The organism is Caballeronia sp. LZ043, assembly GCF_031451075.1.
GTDB lineage: Bacteria > Pseudomonadota > Gammaproteobacteria > Burkholderiales > Burkholderiaceae > Caballeronia.
In genome coordinates, this window is record NZ_JARUXT010000001.1 from 2,781,363 (window position 1) to 2,807,575 (window position 26,213).

General features: G+C 62.0%; 22 protein-coding genes. 1 reads left to right on the top strand and 21 read right to left on the bottom strand.

Annotated features, from left to right (window positions below; genetic code table 11):
- Nucleotides 1-469 precede the first annotated feature (469 nt).
- Both QCE64_RS12745 and hemE read right to left on the bottom strand, forming a co-directional pair.
- The gene (locus QCE64_RS12745; RefSeq protein ID WP_310004014.1) at nt 470-2,710 is read right to left on the bottom strand and encodes a primosomal protein N'; all 2,241 of its coding nucleotides are present in this window, start codon (nt 2,708-2,710) and stop codon (nt 470-472) included.
- Between the two features lie 477 nt (nt 2,711-3,187).
- Nucleotides 3,188-4,285, bottom strand: a complete 1,098-nt coding sequence (gene hemE, locus QCE64_RS12750) for a uroporphyrinogen decarboxylase (RefSeq protein WP_309919219.1) — start codon at nt 4,283-4,285, stop codon at nt 3,188-3,190.
- Nucleotides 4,286-4,499: 214 nt separating this feature from the next.
- On the opposite strand from hemE, the gene QCE64_RS12755 reads away from it, so the two are divergent.
- Nucleotides 4,500-5,354 (top strand): transporter substrate-binding domain-containing protein, encoded by an 855-nt coding sequence (locus tag QCE64_RS12755; RefSeq protein WP_309919221.1) that lies wholly within the window; start codon nt 4,500-4,502, stop codon nt 5,352-5,354.
- Nucleotides 5,355-5,358: 4 nt separating this feature from the next.
- Here QCE64_RS12755 and QCE64_RS12760 read toward each other — a convergent pair whose 3' ends face one another.
- The 19 genes from QCE64_RS12760 to QCE64_RS12850 all read right to left on the bottom strand — a co-directional run bounded on the left by QCE64_RS12760 (nt 5,359) and on the right by QCE64_RS12850 (nt 26,156).
- Entirely contained in the window at nt 5,359-6,306 is a 948-nt protein-coding gene (locus QCE64_RS12760; protein ID WP_309931334.1) for an alpha/beta hydrolase, read from the bottom strand.
- A gap of 625 nt (nt 6,307-6,931) precedes the next feature.
- The gene (locus tag QCE64_RS12765; RefSeq protein WP_309931335.1) at nt 6,932-8,662 is read right to left on the bottom strand and encodes an AMP-binding protein; all 1,731 of its coding nucleotides are present in this window, start codon (nt 8,660-8,662) and stop codon (nt 6,932-6,934) included.
- A 308-nt stretch (nt 8,663-8,970) separates the two neighbouring features.
- Nucleotides 8,971-9,396 (bottom strand): F0F1 ATP synthase subunit epsilon, encoded by a 426-nt coding sequence (locus QCE64_RS12770; RefSeq protein WP_309919230.1) that lies wholly within the window; start codon nt 9,394-9,396, stop codon nt 8,971-8,973.
- Between the two features lie 81 nt (nt 9,397-9,477).
- Complete coding sequence (atpD, locus tag QCE64_RS12775) at nt 9,478-10,872, bottom strand: F0F1 ATP synthase subunit beta (RefSeq protein WP_309919232.1); 1,395 nt, start codon at nt 10,870-10,872, stop codon at nt 9,478-9,480.
- Nucleotides 10,873-10,910: 38 nt separating this feature from the next.
- Complete coding sequence (atpG, locus tag QCE64_RS12780; RefSeq protein WP_309919235.1) at nt 10,911-11,795, bottom strand: F0F1 ATP synthase subunit gamma; 885 nt, start codon at nt 11,793-11,795, stop codon at nt 10,911-10,913.
- A 113-nt stretch (nt 11,796-11,908) separates the two neighbouring features.
- A complete protein-coding gene (atpA, locus tag QCE64_RS12785; protein ID WP_309931337.1) occupies nt 11,909-13,450 on the bottom strand; it encodes a F0F1 ATP synthase subunit alpha in 1,542 nt (513 codons plus the stop codon).
- 69 nt (nt 13,451-13,519) lie between these two features.
- On the bottom strand, nt 13,520-14,062 hold the full coding sequence (locus tag QCE64_RS12790; protein ID WP_309810895.1) for a F0F1 ATP synthase subunit delta: 543 nt from the start codon (nt 14,060-14,062) through the stop codon (nt 13,520-13,522).
- A 2-nt stretch (nt 14,063-14,064) separates the two neighbouring features.
- The gene (locus tag QCE64_RS12795) at nt 14,065-14,535 is read right to left on the bottom strand and encodes a F0F1 ATP synthase subunit B (protein ID WP_309810898.1); all 471 of its coding nucleotides are present in this window, start codon (nt 14,533-14,535) and stop codon (nt 14,065-14,067) included.
- Between the two features lie 134 nt (nt 14,536-14,669).
- On the bottom strand, nt 14,670-14,939 hold the full coding sequence (gene atpE / locus QCE64_RS12800) for a F0F1 ATP synthase subunit C (protein WP_007180033.1): 270 nt from the start codon (nt 14,937-14,939) through the stop codon (nt 14,670-14,672).
- A gap of 94 nt (nt 14,940-15,033) precedes the next feature.
- Nucleotides 15,034-15,885, bottom strand: a complete 852-nt coding sequence (atpB, locus tag QCE64_RS12805) for a F0F1 ATP synthase subunit A (RefSeq protein ID WP_309810900.1) — start codon at nt 15,883-15,885, stop codon at nt 15,034-15,036.
- 176 nt (nt 15,886-16,061) lie between these two features.
- Nucleotides 16,062-16,607 carry an ATP synthase subunit I gene (locus QCE64_RS12810; RefSeq protein ID WP_309919238.1) on the bottom strand — a complete coding sequence of 182 codons (546 nt, stop codon included), beginning with the start codon at nt 16,605-16,607 and terminating at the stop codon, nt 16,062-16,064.
- Nucleotides 16,608-16,818: 211 nt separating this feature from the next.
- A complete protein-coding gene (locus QCE64_RS12815) occupies nt 16,819-17,955 on the bottom strand; it encodes an SLC13 family permease (RefSeq protein ID WP_309931340.1) in 1,137 nt (378 codons plus the stop codon).
- A gap of 12 nt (nt 17,956-17,967) precedes the next feature.
- Nucleotides 17,968-18,870: a ParB/RepB/Spo0J family partition protein gene (locus tag QCE64_RS12820; RefSeq protein WP_309810907.1), complete on the bottom strand. Its 903-nt coding sequence runs from the start codon at nt 18,868-18,870 to the stop codon at nt 17,968-17,970.
- A 46-nt stretch (nt 18,871-18,916) separates the two neighbouring features.
- A complete protein-coding gene (locus QCE64_RS12825) occupies nt 18,917-19,696 on the bottom strand; it encodes a ParA family protein (RefSeq protein ID WP_309919244.1) in 780 nt (259 codons plus the stop codon).
- 76 nt (nt 19,697-19,772) lie between these two features.
- Nucleotides 19,773-20,438, bottom strand: coding sequence for a 16S rRNA (guanine(527)-N(7))-methyltransferase RsmG (rsmG, locus tag QCE64_RS12830; RefSeq protein WP_309919247.1), 666 nt, complete (start codon nt 20,436-20,438; stop codon nt 19,773-19,775).
- On the bottom strand, nt 20,435-22,399 hold the full coding sequence (gene mnmG / locus QCE64_RS12835; RefSeq protein ID WP_310004016.1) for a tRNA uridine-5-carboxymethylaminomethyl(34) synthesis enzyme MnmG: 1,965 nt from the start codon (nt 22,397-22,399) through the stop codon (nt 20,435-20,437). Before mnmG ends, rsmG begins: the two co-directional genes overlap by 4 nt.
- Nucleotides 22,400-22,556: 157 nt before the next feature.
- Nucleotides 22,557-23,315 (bottom strand): ABC transporter ATP-binding protein, encoded by a 759-nt coding sequence (locus tag QCE64_RS12840; RefSeq protein WP_404987335.1) that lies wholly within the window; start codon nt 23,313-23,315, stop codon nt 22,557-22,559.
- Nucleotides 23,312-25,096 (bottom strand): branched-chain amino acid ABC transporter ATP-binding protein/permease, encoded by a 1,785-nt coding sequence (locus tag QCE64_RS12845; RefSeq protein WP_310004019.1) that lies wholly within the window; start codon nt 25,094-25,096, stop codon nt 23,312-23,314. The genes QCE64_RS12840 and QCE64_RS12845 overlap by 4 nt, the downstream gene beginning before the upstream one ends.
- A 4-nt stretch (nt 25,097-25,100) precedes the next feature.
- Nucleotides 25,101-26,156 carry a branched-chain amino acid ABC transporter permease gene (locus tag QCE64_RS12850; RefSeq protein ID WP_310004021.1) on the bottom strand — a complete coding sequence of 352 codons (1,056 nt, stop codon included), beginning with the start codon at nt 26,154-26,156 and terminating at the stop codon, nt 25,101-25,103.
- Nucleotides 26,157-26,213: the final 57 nt, after the last annotated feature.

The following is a 26,213-nucleotide window of genomic DNA, read 5'->3' on the forward strand; positions in this document are numbered from 1 at the left end:
AAAGTGGGCGAATCGTACTCCGCTGATATAAAAGGTGCAACCATTTCAGAAATGGGTTGCACCCTGCTTATAACCCTTATGGGTCAAGGGGTTGCGGGGAATGTTCTCGGACCGAGGGCAACTGGTTTGCTCGGTACTTTCCCTGAAGCAAGGAAATTTTGGGACAAACCCTAAGTAATGCCTGCGACAACGCCGATATAAACACAATGCGCCGCCCACGGCGCGGCATACGCGGTCAATGATCCGCGACCTCGGGGAGAGTTACGAGCATGAGCACTTGGATGGTGGTAGCCAGCGTTTGGGTAATGTTCGCAGTCTGTGTCGTGCTGTTCGTGCGGGGCGCATCGCCACAGGTCTTCCGTTCGGAAGACGCTCAGGAGGAAGGCCGACCCGCACGCAACGACGTTTCCCGCGCAAAGTCCTGAGTCTTCGAAGCGGCATGACTTTGCCTGCCGCTCTCGCGTCAGCATCAGACGTCCTGTGGATCGACTTCCACATTCCAGCGCAACACACCCTTCAGCGAACGCAGCACCGGCTGCCACGCGCGCAGCGAGGCTTGCAGCGCCGCGCGTGAGTTGCTTTCCAGCAGCAATTGCGCGCGGTGCACGTTGAACACTTTCACGATGGTCAGCGGCACGGCGTCGTACACCGTCACGCGCTCGGCGCCCGGCAGCGGCGCGAAGCCGGCGGCTGCCTGCTCCAGAAAGGCCAGCGCCGCTTCGAGCGTGCGTCCCTCGGCACGCAGCATCGCCTGATAGACGAACGGCGGAAGGTGCGCGTCGCGCCGTTCGGCCAGCGTCGAGTTGGCAAATCCCGCATAGTCCTGGCGCGTCAACGCCTGGTAGAGCGCATGGCGCGCATAGCGCGTCTGGATCATCACTTCGCCGGGCAGGCCGGCGCGTCCCGCCCGGCCGCTCACCTGCGTCAGCTGGGCAAAGAGGCGTTCGCTGGCGCGGAAGTCGTGTGAGAACAGCGCCAGGTCGGCATTGAGCACGCCGACGAGCGTCACGCGACGGAAGTCGTGCCCCTTCGCGATCATCTGCGTGCCGACCAGAATGTCGACTTCCCCGGCGTGGACATCGGAGAACAGCGCCTGTGCGCTGCCCTTGCGGCGCGTGCTGTCGGCATCGATGCGCAGCACGCGCGCGCCCGGCACCACGCTCGCGAGCGTCTCCTCGACGCGCTGCGTGCCGCGGCCCATCGGCGCGATGTCGATGTTGCCGCAATCCGGACACGACTTCGGAATGCGCGACTCCCAGCCGCAGTGGTGACAGCGCAGCGCCCGCTCCGGCTTGTGGAGCACGGCATAGGCGCTGCAACGCGGGCAGCCCGCGACCCAGCCGCAGGCGTCGCATGACAGGATCGGCGCATAGCCACGCCGGTTCAGGAACACGAGACTCTGTTCGCCGCGCTCGACACGTGTCTTCAATGCGGCGATCAACGGCCCCGAGAGCCCGTCGACCGAGGCGCGGCCGCGGCGCCGCTCTTCTTCCAGATCGATGAGGCGGATGCCCGGCAGCACGGCCTCGGCGACGGCCCGCCGTGTAAGCGTCAGGCGCGTGTAGCGGCCCTGCTCCGTCTGCCACCAGGTTTCGAGCGACGGCGTCGCTGAGCCCAGCACGACGGCGATGTCGAGCTGCTTGGCGCGATAGATGGCGAGATCGCGCGCCGAATAGCGCAAGCCTTCCTGCTGCTTGTAGGCGGGGTCGTGCTCTTCGTCGACGACGATCATCGCCAGATTCGGCATCGACGCCAGGATGGCGAGACGCGTGCCCAGCACGATGCGCGCGTGCCCCGTGTGCGCGGCCAGCCAGTTGCGCGCGCGCTCGCCTTCTGCGAGACCGCTGTGCATCGTGACGATGGCTCCATCCGCGAGGCCCGCGAAACGCGCGCGAAAGGCGGCCTCGAACTGCGGCGTCAGATTGATTTCGGGCACCAGGACGAGCGCCTGTGCGTAGGGGCGTGCGGCGAACAACTGCGCCAGCGCCTGCAGATACACCTCGGTCTTGCCGCTTCCCGTTACGCCGTGCAGCAGGAACGGGGCGAAACCTTGTGCGGCCGAGATGGCGTCGACGGCTGTGCGTTGTTCGTCGGTCAGCACCGGAAGGGGGGCGTTGCCCGTCGGCGTGGCTTGAGGTGGCGACGCCGGGGCGCCCTCATTCACTTGCTCGATCCAGCCGCGTCCCAACCACTCTTCGAGCGTCGCGCCCGCCTTGGGGTGCAGGGCGCGGGCGTCACCGAGGCCGAGAACAGGCTGTTCGGCGAGCGTCTGCGCCAGACGTCGCAGCGCGCTGGCGCGGGCGGGCAAGGCATCGGGCAGGGCGTCGCGTCCCTCGGCCAGCAAGCGGTAACGCGCTTCGATGGCAAACAGGCGATTCCACCTCGACGCGTCACGCAGCGCCTGCGGCAGCGCCGGCAGCGCGACTTCTCCAAGACCACGCTGATAGTAGTCGGCCGCGAACTCCGCGAGCGCGATCCACGACTCCGACAGCGGCGGGCAAGACACGCAGATCGCGCTTACGCTGCGCAGCTTGCCGGCGGGGACATCGGTCGTGGACGCGATCTTGCAGATCAGTCCCACCACTTCGCGCCGGCCGAACGGCACGAGCACCAGCGATCCTTCAACCGGAGCCTCGGCCAGCGCATAGCGATAGTCGAACAGCACCGGCATGGGCTGGTCCACGGCGACGCGCACGAAAAGGTCGGCCATTATCCACAGCTCCGGCCCGGTGGGCGTGGGACAGAAGCATGGATTGCCCGGCTGAAGTTAAAGTAAAACATCAGAATCGTTGGTAAACCGCAGATTAGTTTTGGATTTCCGATGCTTTCCACAGCCTTGTGGATAACTTTGTTGAGAAGTGCTGGCGGGCATGCCGCAAAGCCCGTCACGAAACCCTTATGTGCGCTAGCCCACATTTCGGGTCATGCCGATTAAAACTCTTATCATTCATGGACTTAAAGCACATATAGAGATGCCGCATCAGCTCTTTCAGGCCATAGGTCTGATGGCGCGCCGCAGCGAACGAAATGTGTATAAGTTCAGTCTTGACATCGCCGGACTCCGCGTGAGACGGGCGATTGCGACAAAAAGCTACACCCGCTGACGATTCCAGCCGCGATCGTGACATTGCAGCGCAACATGCGTTCGTAACACGGGCTTTCGGACGCAGCGGCTCGGCGACGCTGATTACCGCGAGCCTTGTCCAGCCCGAATGGCGCGGCTATGCCGATGCACCTCGTCGACCAGTTCCGCGACATGCTCCGGCGGCGTGAATTGCGAAATGCCGTGGCCCAGGTTGAAAACGTGGCCCGGATGGTTGCCGAAACTGTCGAGCACGGCGCGTGCTTCCATGCGGATCGCGGCGGGCGGCGCAAACAGCACGTTCGGATCGATGTTTCCCTGCAGCGCGACGCGCGCGCCCACTTTCTCCCGCGCCCGGCCGAGGTTCATGGTCCAGTCGAGCCCGACGGCATCGACACCCGTCGCCGCGATCTCCTCCAGCCACAGGCCGCCGCCCTTCGTGAAGGTGATGACCGGGACCCGCGCGCCGTCGTGCTCGCGCTTCAGCCCCGCGACGATCTTCGCGATGTAATCGAGCGAGAAGCGCTGGTAGGCGCCGTCCGCAAGCGCTCCGCCCCACGTGTCGAAGATCATCACGGCTTGCGCGCCCGCTTCGATCTGCGCATTCAGGTATGCGACCACTGCCTGCGCGTTGATGTCGAGGATGCGGTGCATCAGGTCCGGCCTGGCATAAGCCAGCGACTTGACCGTACGGTGGTCGTCCGAACCGCCGCCTTCCACCATGTAACACGCAAGCGTCCACGGACTGCCCGAGAAGCCGATCAGCGGCACTTTCTGGCGACCCTGCGAATCAGTGAGCGCGCGCCGGATCTGGCTGACGGCGTCGGTGACGTAGCGCAAAGTGCTGTCGATGTCCGGCACCGCGAGGCGCTTCACGTCGTCTTCCGTGCGCACGGTCCGCTCGAAGCGCGGACCCTCGCCCTGCACGAAATTCAGCCCGAGGCCCATGGCGTCAGGCACGGTCAGGATGTCGGAAAAGAGGATGGCGGCGTCCAGCGGAAAGCGTTCGAGCGGCTGGAGCGTGACTTCGGTTGCGTAATCCGGGTTCTTCGCGAGCCCCAGGAAACTGCCGGCGCGCGTCCGCGTGGCGTTGTACTCGGGCAGGTAGCGGCCTGCCTGACGCATCAGCCAGATCGGCGTGTAGTCGGTGGGCTGGCGCAGCAGCGCGCGCAGGAAGGTGTCGTTCAGAAGTGTGTGTGCCACGTCGCTCGGTGCTCAGTGCTGAAGGCGGAGAATCATTCATTCTACCGGACCGCCCGAGCGTTGCCGTTGACGGATCCGGACGATTCGGAGAGTCTCACACGGCGCCGGCCTATGCCGTTCGGCCGACTGTCGGGCCGTCGAAAGGCTCGTTATGATCGCTGGACGGTCATCGCCCGTTACAACCCACCAGAAACAAAGACAACCGGGAGAATCAATGAAACGCACGTCTGTCCGTCTTGCCGCAGCCTTTTGCAGCGTCGTGCTGTCGTCCGCATTCGCGGGCGCCGCGCATGCCCAGACCGTTCAGGCGGGCGCCGTCTCAGGCGCACCGCCGGCTCCGGCGTCTGCGCCTGTCGCCAGCGCGCCGGCCACACGCCTCGACAGCATTCTCGCGCGCCACACGCTGCGCGTCTGCACCACCGGGGACTACAAGCCGTATTCGTTCCTGCGGCCGGACGGCCAGTTCGAAGGCATCGACATCGATCTGGCAGAGAGCCTCGCGAAGTCGCTCGGCGCGAAGGTGGAATACGTGAAGACGTCGTGGTCAAACCTGATGAACGACTTCATCGCACAGTGCGACATCGCCGTGGGCGGCGTTTCGACCACTCTGGAACGGCAGAAGCGCGCGTTCTTCACCGCGCCGTATATGGAAGACGGCAAGACGCCCATCGTCCGCTGCGACGATGTGGACAAGTATCAGACGGTCGCGCAGATCGACCAGCCGGGCGTGCGCACCATCGTCAATCCCGGCGGCACGAACGAACGCTTTGCCAAGCAGTATTTCCCGCACTCGCAGCTGATCGAATATCCGGACAACGTGACCATCTTCAAGCAGATCCTCGACGGCAAAGCGGACGTCATGGTCACGGACGCCTCCGAGACGCTGCTCCAGCAGAAGCTCAACCCCGGCTTGTGCTCGGTGCATCCGGACAAGCCGTTTCAGTTCGGCGAGAAGGCGTATCTGCTGCCGCGCGGCGACGTGGTGTTCCAGCAGTACGTCGACCAGTGGCTGCATCTCGCCCGCGCGTCGGGCGAGTATCAGGCGGTGTATGACAAGTGGCTGAAGTAAGGGCTCAGCGCCCTGCCCGCAGCAGCTCGCCGGTGCGCACGCCGATCTTGCGCAGCCAGGCGAGCGCCGCCTCGGAATGCGCATGCAGGCGGGCGAATCCGTGCGTCATGTCGCGCGCGTCGATCATTTCGGCGCGGCCGCCGTTGGCTTCGAGAAAGCTTTTCAGGGCGTAGGCGTCGTCGTAGAGCGGGTCATAGGCCGCCGCGACAATCAGCGCGGGAGCCGGCGCGCGCTCGCACGGTTCAGCGAGCGGGAAGGCGCGGGCGTCGTCGGAATCCGGCACGCCGGCCGCGAAGAACCGGGCCCAGTACCACCTCATCTCTTCGTTGGTGAGGCCTGGACCATTCGCGTTGGCCACGCAGCTCGGGCTGTCGAACTGCTGCCGCATGACCGGATAGAGCAGCACCTGCAAGTCGACGATGCCGGCCACCTGGTGGTTCGCCCCGCGCGCCGCGACCACCGCCAGATGGGCGCCGGCGCTGTCGCCGCCCACGGCCAGGCGGTCAGTCGCGAAGCCGAGCCGGGATCGGTGCTCGGCGAGCCAGATCAGCGCGTCGAGTGCGTCGGCACAGGGCGCAGGGAAGGGAAACTCGGGCGCCAGCCGGTAGTCGACGCTCGCCACCGCGCATTGGGCGTCCCGTGCAAGCCGCGCGACAAGGCCGTGGTGCGTTTCCAGATCGCCGACCACCCAGCCGCCGCCATGGAAATACACGAGGAGCGGCAAAGGGCCGGTGGTGCCGGCGGGTTTGTATATGCGCGCGTTGACGGAGCGGCCTTCGAGCGGGATCTCGATGTCCTCGGTCGTGACATCGGCATCGCTCGGGCCTGCGTAGGCGCGGGCGATTTTGCTGAACCGGTCTCGCACTGCTCGCGCATCGTCGTCCAGCGCGGGAAGCGGAAAGGCCTGGGCGACTTGCTGGTAGTAACGGAGCAGGGCTGCATCGATGGTCATGCTTGTCTCCATGGTGCGTTTTTTGGAAAGGACGCCCGCATTTCGGGTTTTGCGCTCCGTTTACATGCGTCCACGTGTTCTATTTTCTCGGACGATTAGAATAATCGCACTAGTCCTTAAGTCGGCATTTTTTCATTCGAACAATCCGATGAAGTGAACGTTTCGATGTTCAGGCAATATATCCACGCGAAACCCACAGTTTGCGCGAGAAAATTTCCTGAAAGCCTTACAGGACGGGGGTTACAACCTGAAACACTTTGTTACGGCGACGCGGATTCAATTCGCCCACAATCTGTTCAAACGGTTTCAACACGGATGTATTGGGCGTGCGAGTCAAAAACTCCGCGTTTCCAATGGTCGGCAATCGCCGAAGCTCACTTTTGGGGCATCTTTGCTGGGATCGTTTTTCGAGTCTCTTGCTCGAAACATCTCACCTTTGGTCTCCTCGCGCTAACCCCGTAGCGTGTGGTTTTTAGCGGGCTCCAGGCCCGCTTTTTTTTTGCCTGAACAAACGTTTGCGCCGTTCGGGAGCTTTGAAGAGCTTCGGCAGCGCCAACGTTTCGTCCCATGACAGAAGGGAGCGCACTGCGCTCCCTTCTTCGTTTTGGCTGAATCATCCGCGTCGTCAGGCTGTCCGGCTCTCCGAAAGCTTCAGCTCGTCGATCATGCGGGCGCGCATGACGAATTTTTGCACCTTCCCGGTTACCGTCATCGGCAGGTCGTCGACGAAACGAATGTAACGCGGCACCTTGTAATGCGCGATCTGGCCCGCGCAGAAGTCCCGCACTTCGTCCTCGCTCATTTGCTCGCCCGGGCGCACGACGATCCACGCGCACACTTCCTCGCCATACTTCTGGTCCGGGACACCGAAGACCTGGACCGACTGCACCTTCGGATGGCGGAACAGGAATTCTTCGATCTCGCGCGGATAGATGTTCTCGCCGCCGCGGATCAACATGTCCTTCAGCCGGCCGACGATGTTGCAATAGCCCTCGGCGTCGAGCGTGGCGAGGTCGCCGGTATGCATCCAGCCGTCGACCACGGTTTCGCGCGTCTTCGCCTCGTCGCCCCAGTAGCCTTTCATGACCGAGTAGCCGCGCGTGCAGAGTTCCCCCGTCTCGCCAACCGGCACGATCTCGCCCAGCGGATCGACGATCTTCACTTCGAGATGCGGCTGGACCCGTCCGACGGTCGTCGTGCGCTTGTCGAGCGGATCGGTGGTCGAACTCTGGAACGACACCGGGCTCGTCTCCGTCATGCCGTAAGCGATGGTGATCTCGCTCAAATGCATCTTCGACACGACCCGCTTCATGGTCTCGATCGGACACGGCGAGCCGGCCATGATCCCGGTGCGCAGGCGGCTGAGATCGAACTTGCTGAAATCCGGGTGATCCAGTTCGGCGATGAACATGGTCGGCACACCGTGCAGCGCCGTGCATCGCTCTTCGTGGACGGCGGCGAGCGTTGCGCCCGGGTCGAAGGCCTCGCCGGGGAAGACCATCGCACAGCCCGTCGATACGCACGCGAGCACCGCCAGCACCATGCCGAAGCAGTGGTACAGCGGCACTGGAACGCACAGCGAGTCCTGCTCGGTGAGCCGCATCGCCATGGCGATGTAGCGCGCGTTGTTGACGATGTTGCGATGCGTAAGCGTCGCCCCCTTCGGGTTGCCGGTCGTGCCGCTCGTGAACTGGATATTGATCGGTTCGTCCGGATTGAACACCGCTTCCAGCGCGTCCAGCTTTGCACTGTCGCGTTGTTCGCGGCCCCGGCGCATCACGTCGGCGAAGTTGAGCATGCCGGGACGGCTCGCCTCGCCCATGCGAATCACCGCGCGCAACTCGGGCAGCTTTTGGGCGCGCAGCGCGTTGGGCTCGGCGTGGGCGAGTTCAGGCGCGAGCGACTCGAGCATCTCCAGGTACTTCGACGTCTTGAACTGCTCGGCGGCGATGATGGCCTTGCAGCTGACCTTGTTCAACGCATATTCGAGCTCGGCCAGCCGATACGCCGGATTGATGTTCACCAGCACGGCGCCCATGCGCGCCGTGGCGAACTGGGTCAACAGCCATTCGGCCCGGTTCGGCGACCAGATTCCCACGCGATCGCCCGCCTGGATCCCCAGCGCCAGCAGGCCGCTTGCGAGCGCATCGACCTCGTCGGCGAACTGACGCCACGTCCAGCGGATGCCCTGCTCGCGAAACACCACCGCGGGGCGATCCGGAAAACGGCGAACGGTGTCGAGAAGGAAGCGCGATACGGTTGCTTCGCTCAAGGGGATATCGGTTGCACCGCGTACGTAGGACACGCCGTCGCGCGGTTCGACCTGCGCACCCGCCTGCGTCTGTTCAATCGCCATCGATCACTCTCCGCCTGGATTTCGCCGCCCTGTGCCGGCGTATGTGGCTGGCCGCTGTAAGGGCCGATGAAAGCCATTGTGCATGGCGATCTTGCCGGCGGGCATTGAGTGTTTCCCCGCAATGCCGCGCGAACATTCCGCGCGCCTTGAACGAGAAAGTCGAAGAATCAAGGGTCTACGGAGCGGCGCGTCAGAGGCTGCACATCCGATATGCAGAAAAGGCCCAATCCGCTTCTCACATCAAGCAAAAAAAAAGCAGCCCGAAGGCTGCTTTCTCAACGCTGAACACGCGTAAAGCGTGCTGCGTGTCAGTGCCTTGCGTGAACCTTGCGCAGACGCTGGATTGCTGCGAGCTGCGCCGTCGCGTACGCCAGTTCGGCTTGCGCCGTGGCGTATTCGAGCTCGGACTTGTTGTCCTGCATCGCTTCTTCGGCACGCTTCTTCGCTTGCTCTGCCTTCGCTTCGTCGAGATCGGCGCCGCGAATGGCGGTATCGGCGAGCACGGTCACGATGCCCGGCTGGATTTCGAGAATCCCGCCGGCAACGAACACGAACTCTTCCGAACCGTCTTCCGCCTCGATGCGCACCGCGCCCGGACGAATGCGCGTGATGAGCGGCGTGTGGCCCGGCAGAATGCCGAGTTCACCTGCTTCGCCCGGCAGCGCGACGAACTTCGCCTGGCCCGAGAAGATCTGCTCTTCCGCGCTGACGACGTCTACCTTGATGGTTGCCATATGTGTCGACTCCTGTGTCGGTCAGTGTATTTCGTGGACGCCGCTGCAAGGCAGTGGCGTCCGCCTGAAATAACCCGACCTTTACTGGATCTTCTTGGCCTTTTCGAAGGCTTCGTCGATCGTGCCGACCATGTAGAACGCCTGCTCCGGCAGATGATCGCATTCGCCTTCCACGATCATCTTGAAGCCGCGGATGGTTTCCTTCAGCGGCACGTACTTGCCCGGCGAGCCCGTGAACACTTCAGCGACGTGGAACGGCTGCGACAGGAAACGCTGGATCTTGCGCGCGCGCGCGACCGACAGCTTGTCTTCCGGCGACAGTTCGTCCATGCCCAGAATCGCGATGATGTCGCGCAGTTCCTTGTAGCGCTGCAGCGTCTGCTGCACGCCGCGCGTGATCGTGTAGTGCTCTTCGCCGATCACGTTCGGGTCGATCTGACGCGAGGTCGAATCGAGCGGGTCCACGGCCGGGTAGATACCCAGCGAAGCGATGTCACGCGACAACACGACGGTTGCGTCCAGGTGGCCGAAGGTCGTAGCCGGCGACGGGTCGGTCAAGTCATCCGCAGGGACGTACACGGCCTGAACCGACGTAATCGAGCCGGTCTTGGTCGACGTAATGCGCTCTTGCAGCTTGCCCATTTCTTCAGCCAGCGTCGGCTGATAGCCCACTGCCGAAGGCATACGGCCGAGCAGTGCCGACACTTCCGTGCCTGCCAGCGTGAAACGGTAGATGTTGTCGACGAAGAACAGCACGTCCAGGCCTTCGTCACGGAAGTGCTCGGCCATCGTCAGACCGGTCAGCGCGACGCGCAGACGGTTGCCCGGCGGCTCGTTCATCTGGCCGTACACCAGCGCGACCTTGTCGAGAACGTTCGAGTCCTTCATTTCGTGATAGAAGTCGTTCCCTTCACGGGTACGCTCACCCACACCGGCGAACACGGAATAACCGCCGTGTTCCTTCGCGATGTTGTTGATGAGTTCCATCATGTTCACGGTCTTGCCCACGCCTGCACCGCCGAACAGACCGACCTTGCCGCCCTTCGCGAACGGGCAGATCAGGTCAATAACCTTGATGCCGGTTTCGAGCAGTTCCGTGGACGGCGACAGTTCGTCGAACGCCGGCGCCTTCTGGTGGATCGAACGCGTGGTTTCCGCGGTGATCGGACCGGCTTCGTCGATCGGACGGCCGAGCACGTCCATGATGCGGCCCAGCGTCGGCTTGCCGACCGGCACGCTGATCGGCTTGCCCGTGTTCTTGACCATCGTGCCGCGGCGCAAACCGTCGGAAGCACCCAGACAGATGGTGCGAACCACGCCGTCGCCCAGCTGCTGCTGGACTTCGAGCGTCAGTTCGGTGCCTTCCAGAATGAGCGCGTCGTAGATCTTCGGCATCTCTGCACGCGGAAACTCCACGTCGATAACGGCGCCGATGCACTGTACGATCTTGCCTTCTACCAAAGCAGTGGTACTCATCGCATTTCCTTTAGATACTGTGTTCTTTCACGCGGCCGTCAGACCGCTGCGGCGCCGCCGACGATTTCCGACAATTCTTTCGTAATCGCGGCCTGGCGGCTCTTGTTGTAGACGAGCTGCAGTTCGTTGATCACGGTCTTCGCGTTGTCCGACGCGGCCTTCATCGCGACCATGCGCGCGGATTGCTCAGACGCCATGTTTTCCGCGACAGCCTGATAAACCAGCGCCTCGACGTAGCGCACGAGCAGCTCGTCCACCACGGTCTGCGCGTCCGGTTCGTAGATGTAGTCCCACGAAGTCTTCGGCGTTTCGCCGTCTTCATCCTTCGCGTGGAGGTCATCCACCGACAACGGCAGCAGTTGCTCGATCACCGCTTCCTGCTTCATCGTGTTGACGAAGCGCGTGTACGCCAGGTACACCGCGTTGATCTTGCCTTCCGAATACAAGTCGAGCTGCACCTTGATCGCGCCGATCAGCTTTTCCAGATGCGGCGTGTCGCCCAGTTGCGTGACTTGCGACACGACCTGCGCCTTCAGCCGGTTCAGGAAGCCCAGACCCTTGCCGCCGATCGCCGATGCTTCGATCTTCACGCCGCTCTGATCGAGTTCCTTGATCTTGTTCAGCGACGCACGCAGCACGTTCGTATTCATGCCGCCGCACAGACCCTTGTCGGTGGTGACGAGGATCAGGCCGGCGGTCTTCGCGCCCTTGTTCTCCACCATGAACGGGTGGCGATACTCGGGGTTGGCCTTGCTCATGTGCGAGGCGATTGCGCGGACCTTGTCGGCATACGGACGGGCGGAACGCATGCGCTCCTGGGCGCGGCGCATCTTCGATGCGGCGACCATTTCCATCGCTTTGGTGATCTTGCGCGTGTTCTGCACGCTCTTGATCTTGCCGCGAATTTCCTTCATTCCAGCCATTGCTTACTCCTTGTCGGCCCGAGTTGGCGCTTTAGCGCTTACTCGGGCCCCATGCAACGCGGATCGAAGCCGCGCGATGTTGTTGAACATCGCGCGTTGCCTCTCTATCCCGATCAATAAGCGCCCGACTTCTTGAAGTCCTTCAGCGCGGCATGCAGTGCGCCTTCGTCGTCCTTCGCCAAGTCCTTGTTGTCTTCGATGCGCTTGATCAGATCGCCGTGGCTGGTCTTCAGGAATTCGCGCATGCCCTTTTCAAACGGCAGCACTTGCGAAACTTCCAGGTCGTCCAGGTAGCCATTGTTCGCCGCGAACAGCGACACAGCCAGTTCCCACACTTGCAGCGGCTGATACTGCGGCTGCTTCAGCAGTTCCGTCACGCGGCGGCCGCGCTCCAGCTGCTTGCGGGTGGCTTCGTCGAGGTCCGATGCGAACTGCGCGAACGCAGCCAGTTCACGATACTGCGCCAGGTCGGTACGGATACCGCCCGACAGCTTCTTCACGACCTTCGTCTGAGCCGCACCGCCGACGCGCGACACCGACACGCCCGCGTTGATGGCGGGGCGGATACCGGCGTTGAACAGGTCGGTTTCCAGGAAGATCTGGCCGTCGGTAATCGAGATCACGTTCGTCGGAACGAACGCGGTGACGTCGCCGGCTTGCGTTTCGATGACCGGCAGCGCCGTCAGCGAACCGCTCTTGCCCTTCACTTCGCCGTTGGTGAACTTCTCGACGTACTCTTCCGAGACGCGGGCCGCACGCTCGAGCAGACGCGAGTGCAGATAGAACACGTCACCCGGATATGCTTCGCGGCCCGGCGGGCGGCGCAGCAGCAGCGAGATCTGGCGATACGCCCACGCTTGCTTGGTCAAGTCGTCATAGACGATCAGCGCGTCCTGGCCGCGGTCGCGGAAGTATTCGCCCATCGTGCAGCCGGCGTACGGCGCGAGGTATTGCATCGCGGCCGATTCCGAAGCCGAAGCCGCCACGACGATGGTGTATGCCATCGCGCCGGTTTCTTCGAGCTTGCGCACCACGTTCATGATCGACGAAGCCTTCTGGCCGATCGCGACGTAGATACAGAACAGGTCCTTGCCCTTCTGGTTGATGATCGCGTCGACGGCCACCGCGGTCTTGCCGCACTGACGGTCGCCGATGATCAGCTCGCGCTGGCCGCGGCCGATCGGCACCATGGCGTCGATCGACTTCAGGCCCGTCTGCACCGGCTGCGACACCGACTTGCGCCAGATCACGCCCGGCGCGATCTTTTCGATGGCATCGGTCTTCTTTGCGTTGATCGGACCCTTGCCGTCGATGGGGTTGCCCAGCGCATCGACCACGCGGCCGATCAGTTCCGGACCGACCGGCACTTCGAGAATGCGGCCCGTCGTCTTGACGATGTCGCCTTCCGAGATGTGCTCGTACTCGCCGAGAATAACGGCGCCGACGGAGTCACGTTCGAGGTTCAGCGCGAGGCCGAAAGTGTTGCCCGGGAATTCGAGCATTTCGCCCTGCATCACGTCCGACAGGCCGTGGATGCGCACGATACCGTCGGTCACGGAGATCACGGTGCCCTGGTTGCGAACATCCGCGCTCGCTTCAAGGCCCTGGATCCGGCTCTTGATCAGCTCGCTGATCTCAGAGGGATTGAGTTGCATTATTCGCTCCTGATAGTCAATTCTGTTGCGTGCCCGCTAGAGACACGGTTGGCCGCATTAATTCGCAAATTAAGCGGTCAGAGCCGTCTGCATGCGGGCGAGGCGCGCGCGGACCGAGGTATCGAGCACTTCGTCGCCGACCGTCACGCGAACGCCGCCGATCAGCGACTGATCCACCGTGACAACCGGCTTCAGCTTGCGCTGAAACTTGCGTTCGAGACTGGCGACGAGGTCGTTCAATTGTTCGCCTTCGAGGGGGAACGCGCTCACGATCAGCGCGTCGGCCGCACCTTCGCGGGCGTTCTTCAGTTCGTCGAACTGGACAGCGATTTCCGGCAGCAGCGGCAGGCGATGATTCTCGACCAGCATGCCGACGAAATTCTTTGCTTGAGCGTTGCCTTGAGCGAGCGGCGACTTCACCGCGGCGAGCAGCAGATCGATGATTTGCTGACGATTCACCTTCGGGCTCGACGCGACCGATTCCACTTCGGGCAGACGCGCAACCTGTGCCAGCTCCTCGACGAAGGTGGACCAGCCCGCGAGATCGCCGGTTTCGGCCACGCGGAACAGCGCTTCTGCGTAAGGACGAGCGATGGTTGCAAGTTCGGCCATGATCAGAGCTCGGTTTTGAGTTGATTCAGCAGAGCGGCGTGAGCGTTCTGGTCGACTTCGCGCTTCAGGATCTGCTCGGCGCCCTTGACGGCCAGCGCAGCCACTTCCGCACGCAGCGTCTCGCGTGCCTTCACGATCTGCTGGTCGGCGTCAGCCTTGGCTTGAGCGACGATGCGCGCGGCTTCGGCCTGGGCATTCGCCTTGATTTCTTCTGCGACGGCGGCAGCACGCTTCTCGGCGTCAGCAATGCGCTGCTGGCCGTCGTTGCGTGCTTGCGCGAGTTCCTGGTCGACGCGCTTGTGCGCTGCTTCGAGTTCCGCTTTGCCCTTGTCGGCGGCGGCGAGGCCGTCGGCAATCTTCTTCGAGCGCTCGTCGAGGGCGTTGATCAACGGCGGCCACACGAACTTCATCGTGAACCACGCGAGGATCAGAAACACGACCATTTGCGCAAACAGGGTTGCGTTGAGATTCACGGTGTTTCCTTAAACGTTGCTTGATCGGAGGGAATACGGTTAAAAGGCGCTCATCGGCTTGTTGAGCTCGATCAGCGCCTCACCCGTTCCGTTCTGGCGTCTTGAAAGAGTCAGACGCACACTTCCGAGGAACCTCAGCCTGCGAGCTTCGAGAGCAGCGGGTTCGCGAACGCAAACAGCATTGCCACACCAACGCCGATCAGGAACGCCGCGTCGATCAGACCAGCCAGCAGGAACATCTTGGTCTGCAGCGGGTTCATCAGTTCCGGCTGGCGGGCGCACGCTTCAATGTACTTGCCGCCCATCAGGCCGATACCGATACAGGCGCCGATTGCACCCAGGCCGATGATGATGCCGATACCGATGGCGGTCAGACCCTGGATGTTGGCGATGAAAGCTTGCATGATCACTCCTTTGATTAAAGACTTTGGAACTGGATTTATAAAAATTGAAACTTGTGAAACCTAAACCTGAAAACTTCCGGAACGTGCGGCTGCTTTAGTGCGAGTCATGCGCCTGGCCGATATACACCAGCGTCAGCATCATGAAAATGAACGCCTGCAACAGCACGATCAGAATGTGGAAGATCGCCCAGACGGTGCCCGCGACCACGTGGCCGATAAAGCCGAGCAACGACAGATCCGCGCCGAACGACCACATGCTGCCCAGAAGGGCGATCAGCAGGAACAGCAGTTCGCCGGCGTACATGTTGCCGAACAGCCGCATGCCGAGCGAAACCGTCTTGGCGACGAACTCGATGATGTTCAGCGCGAGGTTCGGAATCCACAGCAGCGGATGCGCGCCGAACGGAGCCGACAGCAGTTCGTGAACGAAGCCGCCCGCGCCCTTGATCTTGAAGTTGTAGTAGATCATCAGCACGAACACGCCGAGCGCGATGCCGAGGGTGCCGTTGAGGTCGGCGGTCGGCACGATGCGATGGTGCGGCAGGACATGCTCGAGACCGAGCCAGCCGATCAGACGGCCCGGCAGGTCAACGGGGATGAAGTCGAGGGAGTTCATCAGGGCGACCCAGACGAACACGGTCAGCGCGAGCGGAGCGATGAAGCGGCGGCTGCCGTGGATCATCGACTTCGACTGGTCTTCGACCATCTCGACCAGCATCTCGATGGCGCACTGGAAACGGCCCGGAACGCCGGAGGTCGCCTTGCGCGCCGCGAGGCCGAGAATGACGATGGTGAGGAGACCGCATACGATCGACCAGAACAGCGTGTCGAGATTCCAGACGTGGATGTCGAAGATCGACGTCTGCGTATGCGTGGAAAGATTCTGCAAGTGGTGCGCAATGTACTCGGACGGATCCAGAGCGTGCGTTCCTTCGCTAGCTGCCATATCGTTAAAGCCACCCAAATTGTCAAAAATCTTTCGCCGCCTGCCGCTGCCGGGACGCCGCTTCGCGTCGCGTCTCCGGGCGGGAGGCCCGAGTGCGGAAACTGTTCCGCACCTGTTCATTCATGATGCTACTTGCAATCGGTGCTGCGGGCGCTTACCTGGGACGTCATGGAATGTCACCGTAGCGCCATTGCAACCCAGTAAGTCTTCAGAGCGATGATGTAAGTCACGAGCAGCGGCAGCCACAACGCGCTCTTGTACCAGAACGCGATCGCCACGAACATAGCAATCGTCGCTCCCATCTTGAGCGCCTCGCCGATCATCCAGCTCACGATCGTCTCCGCGCCGCTCTTTGCCTTCAGGCGCGCGGCGAACAAGGCACTCGGCGCCCAGCAGATCGCTCCTCCCAGGAAGGCTGACAGCGCAGCATCGCCCGGTGGCTTGTAAAACAGCCACCACAGCAGCGTCGCACCCAGGGACAAAACCATTTGCGCCGCCACGACCCGAAACGGCGTGACACGCGATGGACGACTCACTTCCGGGCCAAACAGCTTCTCTGCCTGATCCCGCGTGAGCGGAACGATATTGTTATCTTGCGCTTCGGCGTCCCACGACTCGCTCGACGTACTGTGCGGCTGATTTCCGGGGACGTGCGCAGCGTCGGTTGCATGCGCGTCCGGCGCTCGATTTTTCTCTCGCACCGTCTTCAAACCTTCAACCAAAAGTCCGGGGAAATCACCCTGCGCTTTCGCGGCGCTTTCGAGGTGGCCTAGCTGATAAATCCGGGCGATTGTAAGCGATTGTTGTCACGGATTCAATAGTTTAGGTGTGTCAAAAGGCAGTGAAAAAGCATGCCGAAAAGGTTCTCGAAAACGAGACTTTCCTTGCAATTGCAAGCAGATTCTCATGTGCTGGCAGAGGTGTCTCCGAGCCTCAAACAAGCACCCATCCGATGATCATCGCCACGATCCAGAACGGGATCGATACGATATGAAACGGCATCCACATGCCCTTCTCGTTAGACAGCCTGACCGCGATCAGATTGGCCAGTGAACCGATGGCGATGCCGAAGCCACCCACGCTCACGCCGAAGGTCAGTGCACGCCAGTCCTTCGAGAACTCGGCGAGCACGATGGCAGCCGGAACGTTGCTGATACCCTGCGACAGCACGGCGCCCGCCGCGTACGCCCTGACCGGCGTGTCGATGCCGAGATGCGCGATGGCTTGATGAATCACGGGCAATGCAGCGGCACTGCGCAACACGATGAACATCAGCACGAAGATGAGCAGCAGCAGCCAGTCGATCTTGAAGACTGCCTCACGCCGCCAGAGCAGGAATCCGGCAGCCAGGACGGCGAGCGCGGGTCCGACATGATGGGCATCGGCGAGATAGACGAACGCGGCGAACGCCACGGCACTGACGACGCACAGCACGCGATCCACCCGATGCTCTTCGACGTCGCTGGACAGGTCGAGCGGCGCGCCGCGGAACATCGCGAACGTCACGATGGCCAGCAGCACCATCAACGCCGCGCACAGCGGCAGCATCGTCCAGACGAAGGCGCCGAACGCGACACCGCTCGTCTGCCAGAGGAAGAGATTCTGCGGATTGCCGAGCGGCGTGAGAATCGATCCCGCATTCACCGCGAGCGCGATCACGATGACCAGCCGTTTGATCGGCAAGGGCGCGAGCTTGTGCAGCGACAGCGCAAGCGGCACGACCGCGAAGAGCGCGACGTCGTTGGTGAGCACGGTGGACAGGCCCGCCGCGAGCGCAACCAGCAGCAATGCAAGCGTGCGCTCGCCGTGGATGTGATGCACGAGCCGATGCGCCGCCCACATCAGGAATCCTGATAATTCGATGGCTTTCGTCAGGATCAGAAGACCCGCGAGCGTCAGGACCGTTTGCCAGTCGACGAGGCCAGGCAAGGACGGCCACGGGCGCGGCTGCACGACCTGCAGCACGACCAGCGCGAACACCAGAATGGCGAGGACCGGCTCCTTCGAGACGGTCCTCCAGATGCGTCCGATCCAGTCCGGCCGCGTACGCTTGACGTTGACCTCGGACACGATCCGCGATCGTCAGGCAGTCGGTGTAGTCGATTCGATGCTGCCACGCAGTTTGCTCAGGATGCCTTCGAGCGAATCGAGCGTGCCGAAGTCGATCGTGACCTTGCCGCGCCCTCTTCCACCGACCTTGATCTTTACGTTCGCGGACAACAAATCGGACAGTTCTTCTTCCAGACGGCGCGTATCGCGGCCACCATCGTTAGCTACACGCGCTTTGGTCGCCGGCGCTTCCTTCGTCGTCGCCGCGACGAGACGTTCGGTTTCACGCACCGACAGGCGGCGGTTGACCACATGATTGGCCAGCTGGATCTGCGTGGCGGCGTCCACGGCCAGCAGCGCGCGTGCGTGGCCCATGTCGAGATCGCCGGCGAGGAGCATCGTCTGGACGGGTGTCGCCAGATTGAGCAGGCGCAGCAGGTTGGATACGGCACTGCGCGAGCGGCCGACCGACTCTGCTGCCTGTTCGTGCGTAAAACGGAATTCATCGAGCAGACGCTGGATGCCCTGCGCCTCTTCGAGCGGATTCAAGTCCTCGCGCTGGATGTTCTCGATCAGCGCCATCGCCGCCGCGGCCTGATCTGGCACGTTTTTCACGAGCACCGGCACTTCGTCGAGTCCGGCCAGCCGCGCGGCTCGAAACCGTCGTTCGCCCGCGATGATTTCGTAGCGGTTGTCGCCTACCGAGCGCACGAGAATGGGTTGCATCAACCCTTGAGCACGGATGCTCGCGGCCAGCTCCTGGAGCGCGCCTTCGTCCATGCGCGTTCGCGGCTGGTATTTGCCGGCCTGCAGCTTGTCCAGCGCCAGCACCGAGGGCGTGCCCTCACCGCGCACGGCTTCGGTGATGTCGACACTGCCGCCGAGCAATGCATCCAGGCCCCGGCCCAACCCCTTCTTCTTCATCACAGCGCTCATTTCGGTTCCTCCGTCGGCGTTCGCTGCCGCATCGAATGGGTGTTGCTCAGTTCACGTTCAGCGCGCGCACGCGCTCGATCATTTCCGTGCCGAACTGGATATACGCCTGGGCGCCGCGCGACGACTTGTCGAACACGACCCCCGGCAGCCCGTAGCTCGGCGCCTCGGCAAGACGCACGTTGCGCGGGATGACGACATCGAACAGCTTGCTGCCGAAGTGCTCCTTCAGCTGGTCCGACACCTGTTGCTGCAAAGTGATCCGCGGATCGAACATCACGCGCAGCAGGCCGATGACCGTCAGCTCGCGGTTGAGATTGGCATGGACCTGCTTGATCGTGTTCACGAGGTCGGACAGTCCTTCCAGCGCGAAGTACTCGCACTGCATCGGAATGACGACGCCGTGCGCCGCGCACAATGCGTTGAGCGTCAGCAGCGACAGCGCCGGGGGGCAATCGATCAGGACGAAGTCATAGTCATCGACTACCTCGGCAATCGCGTTGCGCAGGATGCGCTCGCGATTTTCCATGTCGACGAGCTCAACCTCCGCGCCTGCCAGTTCGCGATTGGCCGGTACCACGTCGTAGTTCACTGCACCGGGACGCACGCGGGCGTCGCGAACGGCCACGCCATCGACGAGCACTTCGTACACAGTGTTCTCGCAGGCTGCCTTGTCGATGCCGCTGCCCATGGTTGCGTTACCTTGCGGATCAAGATCGATCAGCAGTACGCGTTGCCCGAGCCCGCCGAGGCTCGCCGCGAGGTTGACCGCCGTCGTGGTCTTTCCAACGCCGCCCTTCTGATTTGCGACGCAGAAGATTTTTGCCATCGTTTAGTGTCCTCGTTATTCCGCTGTCAGAAGATCAGCGTGCCTGGAATGCCGGATCGAACGGTGCGGCGAACCGTCATTCTGCTGCGACGGCTATTTCGATCAGATGTCGCTCGGCGTCGAGCATCGGCACTTTCAGACGCTCCACGCCGAGCACCGTTGCGCCCGTCGGGAGACGTGCGACTTCGGCATCGGGCTTGATGCCTTTCATCGCGAGAATGCGCCCATCGACTTCGACCAGATGACGCGAAAGTGTAACGAAATCGGAGAGCTCTGCGAATGCGCGAGACACGATTACATCGAATTTTTCGGGTATTTCGATACCTGGACGCAGCGCTTCGACGCGCCCCGTTACGACGGACAGATTGACAAGGCTCAACTGAGCCTTGACTTGCGACTGAAAGGCACTCTTTTTATGGACGATGTCGTTCAATGTCACGCGGACGTCCGGCAGGGTGATCGCCAGCACGACGCCTGGCAGTCCGCCACCCGAGCCGACATCGAGCACCGTCGACGGATGGCGGGCAGACACCATCGGCACGATGGCGAGCGAATCCAGAATATGCTGAATCATCATTTGCTCAGGATCGCGGATGGCCGTCAGGTTGTAGACGGCGTTCCACTTGCCGAGCAGCGCGACATAGTCGAGCAGCTTTTGTTTTTGCTCAGGAGAAAGCGAAATGGAGAGATCGGCGGCGCCCTTGTCCAGTATCGTCGCGAGCGAGGATGGGCGTTCCGTCATTGAACCGCCGTCGGTTTGCCTGCCGAGGATGAATCTTCCGCCGAGTTACGACCTCGACGGCCAGCGCCGCGCTTGAGGTGAACCATCAGCAACGAGATCGCCGCTGGCGTGATGCCCGAAATGCGCGAGGCCTGCCCGATCGTCTCCGGTCGATGCTGCATAAGCTTCTGGCGCGCTTCGAACGACAGCCCGCGGACTTCGTTGTAGTCGAGCCCGTCCGGCAAACGGGTGTTTTCCTGCGCGCCATTGCGCATGATTTCGTCGGCTTGACGCTCGATATAACCTTGGTACTTCACGCCGATTTCGATCTGTTCCTTGATCTGCGCCAGCAACACCGGATCGTCCGCGAGTCCGGCGTCCGGTCCGCATTCTCCATCGCGAAGGGCGCAGATCGCGTCATAGGACACTTCCGGACGACGCAGCAGGTCTGCAAGGCTATATTCGTGGTCGATCGGCTTACCGAGCAGTGCTGTCGCCTCTTCTGCCGGCAGCGTTTTAGGATTAACCCACGTCACACGCAGACGCTGTGTTTCACGTGAAACAGCATCACGCTTGCGACTGAACGCATCCCAGCGTGCGTCATCAATAACGCCCAACTCCCTACCCGCTTCCGTCAAGCGCATGTCTGCATTGTCTTCGCGTAACGAAAGACGATACTCCGCACGGCTGGTGAACATCCGATACGGCTCGGACACGCCGCGTGTCACCAGATCGTCGACCAGCACACCCAAATAGGCCTGGTCACGTCGCGGCGACCACGCATCCTTTCTTTGGACTTGTAGTCCGGCGTTGATCCCGGCCAGAAGTCCCTGAGCCGCCGCTTCTTCGTATCCGGTGGTCCCATTGATCTGCCCGGCGAAGAACAGACCGTTGATCGCCTTGGTTTCAAGGGAGGCCTTCAACGCGCGCGGGTCGAAATAGTCATATTCGATCGCGTAGCCGGGGCGAAGAATGTGCGCATGCTCGAGACCACGCATCGAGCGGACCAAGTCAAGCTGGACGTCGAACGGCAGGCTGGTTGAGATCCCGTTCGGATAAAACTCATTGGTCGTGAGCCCTTCCGGTTCGAGAAAAATCTGGTGCGCATCCTTCGAAGCAAACCGGTGAATCTTGTCTTCGATCGACGGACAGTAGCGCGGCCCTACCCCCTCGATTACGCCGGTGTACATCGGCGAACGATCCAGGCCCGAGCGGATGATGTCATGCGTCTGTGCGTTGGTATGGGTAACCCAGCACGGCACTTGGCGGGGATGCTGCTCAACGCGGCCAAGGAACGAGAAGACCGGGATGGGATCGAGATCGCCGGGCTGTTCCTCGAGCTGCGAGAAATCGATCGTCCGGCCGTCGATTCGCGGCGGCGTACCGGTCTTGAGCCGGCCCTGAGGGAGCTTCAGTTCCTTGAGACGCGCAGAAAGCGACACGGCTGCGGGATCGCCTGCACGGCCACCGACGTAATTATTCAAACCAACATGGATCTTTCCGTCGAGGAAGGTCCCAGCCGTCAAAACGACCGCCCGGCCTCGGAAACGCAATCCCACCTGCGTCACCGCGCCGACAACGCGATCCCCCTCCACCATCAGATCTTCCACTGCCTGCTGGAATAGCCACAGATTCGGCTGATTCTCCAGCCGATGACGTATCGCCTGCTTGTAGAGCAGCCGATCAGCCTGCGCCCGCGTCGCGCGAACAGCTGGGCCCTTCGAAGAGTTGAGGATGCGAAACTGGATGCCCGATTCATCCGTCGCCGCTGCCATTGCGCCGCCGAGCGCATCGACTTCCTTGACCAAATGCCCTTTGCCGATGCCGCCAATCGACGGATTGCAGCTCATCTGGCCGAGCGTCTCAATATTGTGCGTCAGAAGGAGCGTCTTGCAGCCCATGCGTGCTGAAGCAAGCGCCGCCTCAGTGCCCGCATGACCGCCGCCAACGACGATCACGTCAAATTCAGTGGGATAAAGCATTGGGATCTCGTGTGCGAACGACACGATCCTGAAGAGAGAACAGCCTTGAATTATAACGGTTTCTTCTCTTCCTCAACTTCGACGCAGGTCCGATGCGCGAAAAAAAAGCGTGTTTCACGTGAAACACGCCCCTCTTCGACAGCATGAAACAAAGCATCTAGGCCATTTTCTTGGACAGACCGAGATAAGTTTCAATCACCTGAGGATCGTGCTGCAGATCATCCGCCTTGCCTTCCAACGCAAACTCGCCGGTTTCCAAGACATATCCATAGTCCGAAATCTGGAGCGCCGCGCGGGCATTCTGCTCGATCAGCAGCGTCGCAACGCCACTCTGTCGCAATGCACTGATGATGTGGAAGATCTCTTTAACGATCAGCGGAGCGAGACCAAGGCTCGGTTCGTCGAGCATCAGCAACTGCGGCTTGCCCATCAGCGCCCGCCCGACTGCCAGCATCTGCCGCTCCCCGCCCGACAGCGTTCCCGCCGCCTGCTTCCGCCGTTCCTTGAGACGCGGAAACAAGCGGTAGACCTCATCGATCTGATCCAGGAAGTTTCGCTCGCCGGCCCGCTTGCGCCGATACGCTCCGAGAATCAAGTTGTCTTCCACCGCCATCGTGGCGAATAGCTCACGCTTTTCCGGGACGAGACACATGCCTCGCGATACCCGCCGTTCGATCGCCAGTGCAGACACTTCTTCACCAAGGTAACGCACCGAGCCTTTGGCATGTCCCGATGACGGCAACGCACCCATGATGGCGTTCAGCAGTGTCGACTTGCCGGCGCCGTTCGGGCCGATCACGGACACGATCTGACCGGCGCCGACCGTGAGCTTGCCGTCGTGCAACGCCTCGACCTTGCCGTATCTCACCGACAAGCCATCCACTTGCAGAATCGGATTCGTAATCTGCGACATCATTCCACCCCGCCCAAATACGCTTCCAGCACCGCAGGATCCTTCTGCACGTCGACCGGCAGTCCTTCCGCGATCTTCGTGCCGAATTCCATTACGACGAGTCGATCCGTCAGATTCATGACGAAATCCATGTCGTGTTCGACCAGAAGAATGCTCATCCCTTCCGCGCGCAGCTTGCGAAGCAGTTCAGCCAGCTGTTGTTTTTCCTGATAACGCAAACCAGCGGCGGGCTCATCGAGCAATAACAAAGTCGGATCACAGCAGAGCGCACGCGCGATTTCCAGAATCCGCTGCTGGCCAAGCGCCAGACTTCCGGCCTCGCTGTAGATGTGCTTCTCGAGCCCGACGCGCCGAATCTGCCTGGCCGCTTCCGCCATCAACCGGGCTTCCTCGGCTGCATTCAAGCGAACAATGCTTCGCCACACGCCTGTCGTGCCGCGCAGATGCGCGCCAATCGCCACGTTTTCGAGCACGGTCATGCCGGGCAGCATCTTCACGTGTTGGAAGGTTCGCCCGATACCCCGCTTGACGATATCGCGCGACGTGAGCTTCTCGATGCGTTCGCCGTGAAAGCTGATCGCACCACTGGTCGCCTGCAACACGCCGGTGACGAGATTGAACGTCGTCGATTTTCCCGCGCCATTCGGACCGATCAAACCGATGATCTCGCCTGCCTTGACTTCGAAGCTCACGTCATTGACGGCAACCAGCCCGCCGAATTGCTTGCGCGCCTTTTCAACGACCAGCAGACGTTCTCCCGTCGCCGGTTTGCTGCGCTGCGGCAAAGCTTCTCCGTGCTCGGGAACATGTGCACTCGGCCCACGCGGAAAAAGTCGTGCGACGAACGGCCATACGCCCTGCCGCGCATACTGGAGCAGCAACACCATCACGACGCCGAACACGATGATCTCGAAGTTGCCGTTCGCCCCGATCAGCTTGGGCAACCAGGTTTGCAGATAGTCCTGCAGAACGGTGAGGATCGTGGCGCCGAGAATCGCACCCCAGACATGCGATACCCCGCCCACTACCGCCATGAACAGGAATTCGATGCCGTGATTCAGGCCGAACGGCGTCGGATTGACGGCGCGCTGCAAATGCGCGTACAGGAAGCCGGAAATGGCCGCCAGGACCGCCGCATAGATGAAGATGGTGACCCGCATCCACGCGGTGTTCACGCCCATTGCCTCGGCCATGGTGCCGCCGCCGCGCAGCGCGCGAATGGCACGTCCCGGCCGGCTGTTCAGAAGGTTCTGAACCGAAATCACCGCCAGCAGCACGACCACCCAGATCAGGTAGTAAATGCTCCTGCCCGATTCGAGCTGCCATCCGAAGACGCTCAAAACCGGAATGCCGTTGATGCCGTCGTACTTGCCGAGCAATTCCATGTTGCCGAACAGATAGAACAGCGACAGGCCCCAGGCGATCGTGCCAAGCGGCAGGAAGTGGCCCGAGAGACGCATGGTGATCAGCCCGAGCAACAGCGCAATGAAAGCGGTCAGCACGACGCCTGCAATCAGCGCAAGCCACGGCGAAACGCCGTACTGCGTCGTCAAGAAGGCCGTTGCATAGGCGCCGACGCCCACGAACGCGGCCTGCCCGAAGCTCGTCATGCCGCCGATCCCGGTCAGCAGCACGAGCCCGATCGCAACGATCGAATAAAGCCCGATGTAGTTCAGCAGCGTGATCCAGTACTCCGGCACGGCGGCCGGTCCCGGTAGCACCGGCAGCGCGAAGACGACCAGCAGGAACACCCAGAAGAATCGATAACGTTTCAGGAATTTCATCCGCTTACTCCTCGTCCTCATCCGTATGCGGCGTTGCCAGGCTCCGCCACAGCAACACCGGAATGATCAGGGTGAAGACGATCACTTCCTTATAGGCACTCGCCCAGAACGACGAATACGATTCGAGCAGCCCGACGAGCAGCGACCCGGCTGCCGCGAGCGGATAACTCACCAGACCGCCGACAATGGCGCCCACGAAGCCCTTCAGGCCGATCAGGAAGCCCGAGTCGTAGTAGATCGTCGTGATGGGCGCGACCAGCACGCCGCACAGCGCGCCGAGGCCCGCGGCGAGCGTGAAGGCGAGCCGCCCCGCCTGCGTCGTGCCGATGCCGACCAGCCGCGCGCCGAGACGATTCACCGACGTTGCGCGGAGCGCCTTGCCGGAAATCGAGCGATCGAAATAGAAGTACAGCGCGACGATCAGCACCACCGCCGTTCCGACCACCCACAGGCTTTGCCCGGAGATCGACACGCTGCCGAGATTGAAGTTGGCATCGGAGAAGGCTGTCGTGCGCGAACCTTCGGCGCCGAACATGACGAGCCCGAGTCCCACCATCGCGAAATGCACGGCTACGGCAACGATCAGCAGCAGCAGCGTGCTCGCCTCTGCGATCGGCTCATAGGCGAGGCGGTAGACGAACGGCCCCATCGGCACGACGATCAGAAGCGTCAGCGCGATCTGCGCGATCATCGGCAGCGTCTGGGGAGCGACCGCCTGGGTCAGCGCCCACACGGCCACCGGGAACAGCAGATACTTGCCTGCGAGCACAGCCAGCAAGCGTCCGATCTGGTGATATCGCGCGGGATGACGCACGATGCCGGCCGTTTCGGCGACGAAGCAGCCCACGCCCATGGCGATGAGCAGATAGCAGGTCGCCGGCAGCTTCTGTGTTTGCAGGGCCGCGAGCGTCAGCGCGCCGTACGCGACGAACTCGCCCTGCGGTATGAAAATGACCCGCGTGACGGAGAACACGAGCACCAGCGCCAACGCCAGCAACGCGTAGATCGCGCCTGTGGTGATCCCGTCCTGCGCGAGAATCGCCGCAATCGATAAGTCCATACTTCCTCTTCAAAGCTTCTCGTGGAACAGGCGCACCGGAATCCGCGGCCTCGCATG

Bases quoted from the DNA above. Each gene is read 5' to 3' on its own strand.
- QCE64_RS12745 (WP_310004014.1), bottom strand. From the start codon at position 2,710: ATGGCCGACCTTTTCGTGCGCGTCGCCGTGGACCAGCCCATGCCGGTG.
- QCE64_RS12755 (WP_309919221.1), top strand. From the start codon at position 4,500: ATGAAACGCACGTCTGTCCGTCTTGCCGCAGCCTTTTGCAGCGTCGTG.
- QCE64_RS12760 (WP_309931334.1), bottom strand. From the start codon at position 6,306: ATGACCATCGATGCAGCCCTGCTCCGTTACTACCAGCAAGTCGCCCAG.
- QCE64_RS12765 (WP_309931335.1), bottom strand. From the start codon at position 8,662: ATGGCGATTGAACAGACGCAGGCGGGTGCGCAGGTCGAACCGCGCGAC.
- QCE64_RS12770 (WP_309919230.1), bottom strand. From the start codon at position 9,396: ATGGCAACCATCAAGGTAGACGTCGTCAGCGCGGAAGAGCAGATCTTC.
- atpD (WP_309919232.1), bottom strand. From the start codon at position 10,872: ATGAGTACCACTGCTTTGGTAGAAGGCAAGATCGTACAGTGCATCGGC.
- atpG (WP_309919235.1), bottom strand. From the start codon at position 11,795: ATGGCTGGAATGAAGGAAATTCGCGGCAAGATCAAGAGCGTGCAGAAC.
- atpA (WP_309931337.1), bottom strand. From the start codon at position 13,450: ATGCAACTCAATCCCTCTGAGATCAGCGAGCTGATCAAGAGCCGGATC.
- QCE64_RS12790 (WP_309810895.1), bottom strand. From the start codon at position 14,062: ATGGCCGAACTTGCAACCATCGCTCGTCCTTACGCAGAAGCGCTGTTC.
- atpE (WP_007180033.1), bottom strand. From the start codon at position 14,939: ATGCAAGCTTTCATCGCCAACATCCAGGGTCTGACCGCCATCGGTATC.
- atpB (WP_309810900.1), bottom strand. From the start codon at position 15,885: ATGGCAGCTAGCGAAGGAACGCACGCTCTGGATCCGTCCGAGTACATT.
- QCE64_RS12820 (WP_309810907.1), bottom strand. From the start codon at position 18,870: ATGAGCGCTGTGATGAAGAAGAAGGGGTTGGGCCGGGGCCTGGATGCA.
- QCE64_RS12825 (WP_309919244.1), bottom strand. From the start codon at position 19,696: ATGGCAAAAATCTTCTGCGTCGCAAATCAGAAGGGCGGCGTTGGAAAG.
- rsmG (WP_309919247.1), bottom strand. From the start codon at position 20,438: ATGACGGAACGCCCATCCTCGCTCGCGACGATACTGGACAAGGGCGCC.
- mnmG (WP_310004016.1), bottom strand. From the start codon at position 22,399: ATGCTTTATCCCACTGAATTTGACGTGATCGTCGTTGGCGGCGGTCAT.
- QCE64_RS12840 (WP_404987335.1), bottom strand. From the start codon at position 23,315: ATGATGTCGCAGATTACGAATCCGATTCTGCAAGTGGATGGCTTGTCG.
- QCE64_RS12845 (WP_310004019.1), bottom strand. From the start codon at position 25,096: ATGAAATTCCTGAAACGTTATCGATTCTTCTGGGTGTTCCTGCTGGTC.
- QCE64_RS12850 (WP_310004021.1), bottom strand. From the start codon at position 26,156: ATGGACTTATCGATTGCGGCGATTCTCGCGCAGGACGGGATCACCACA.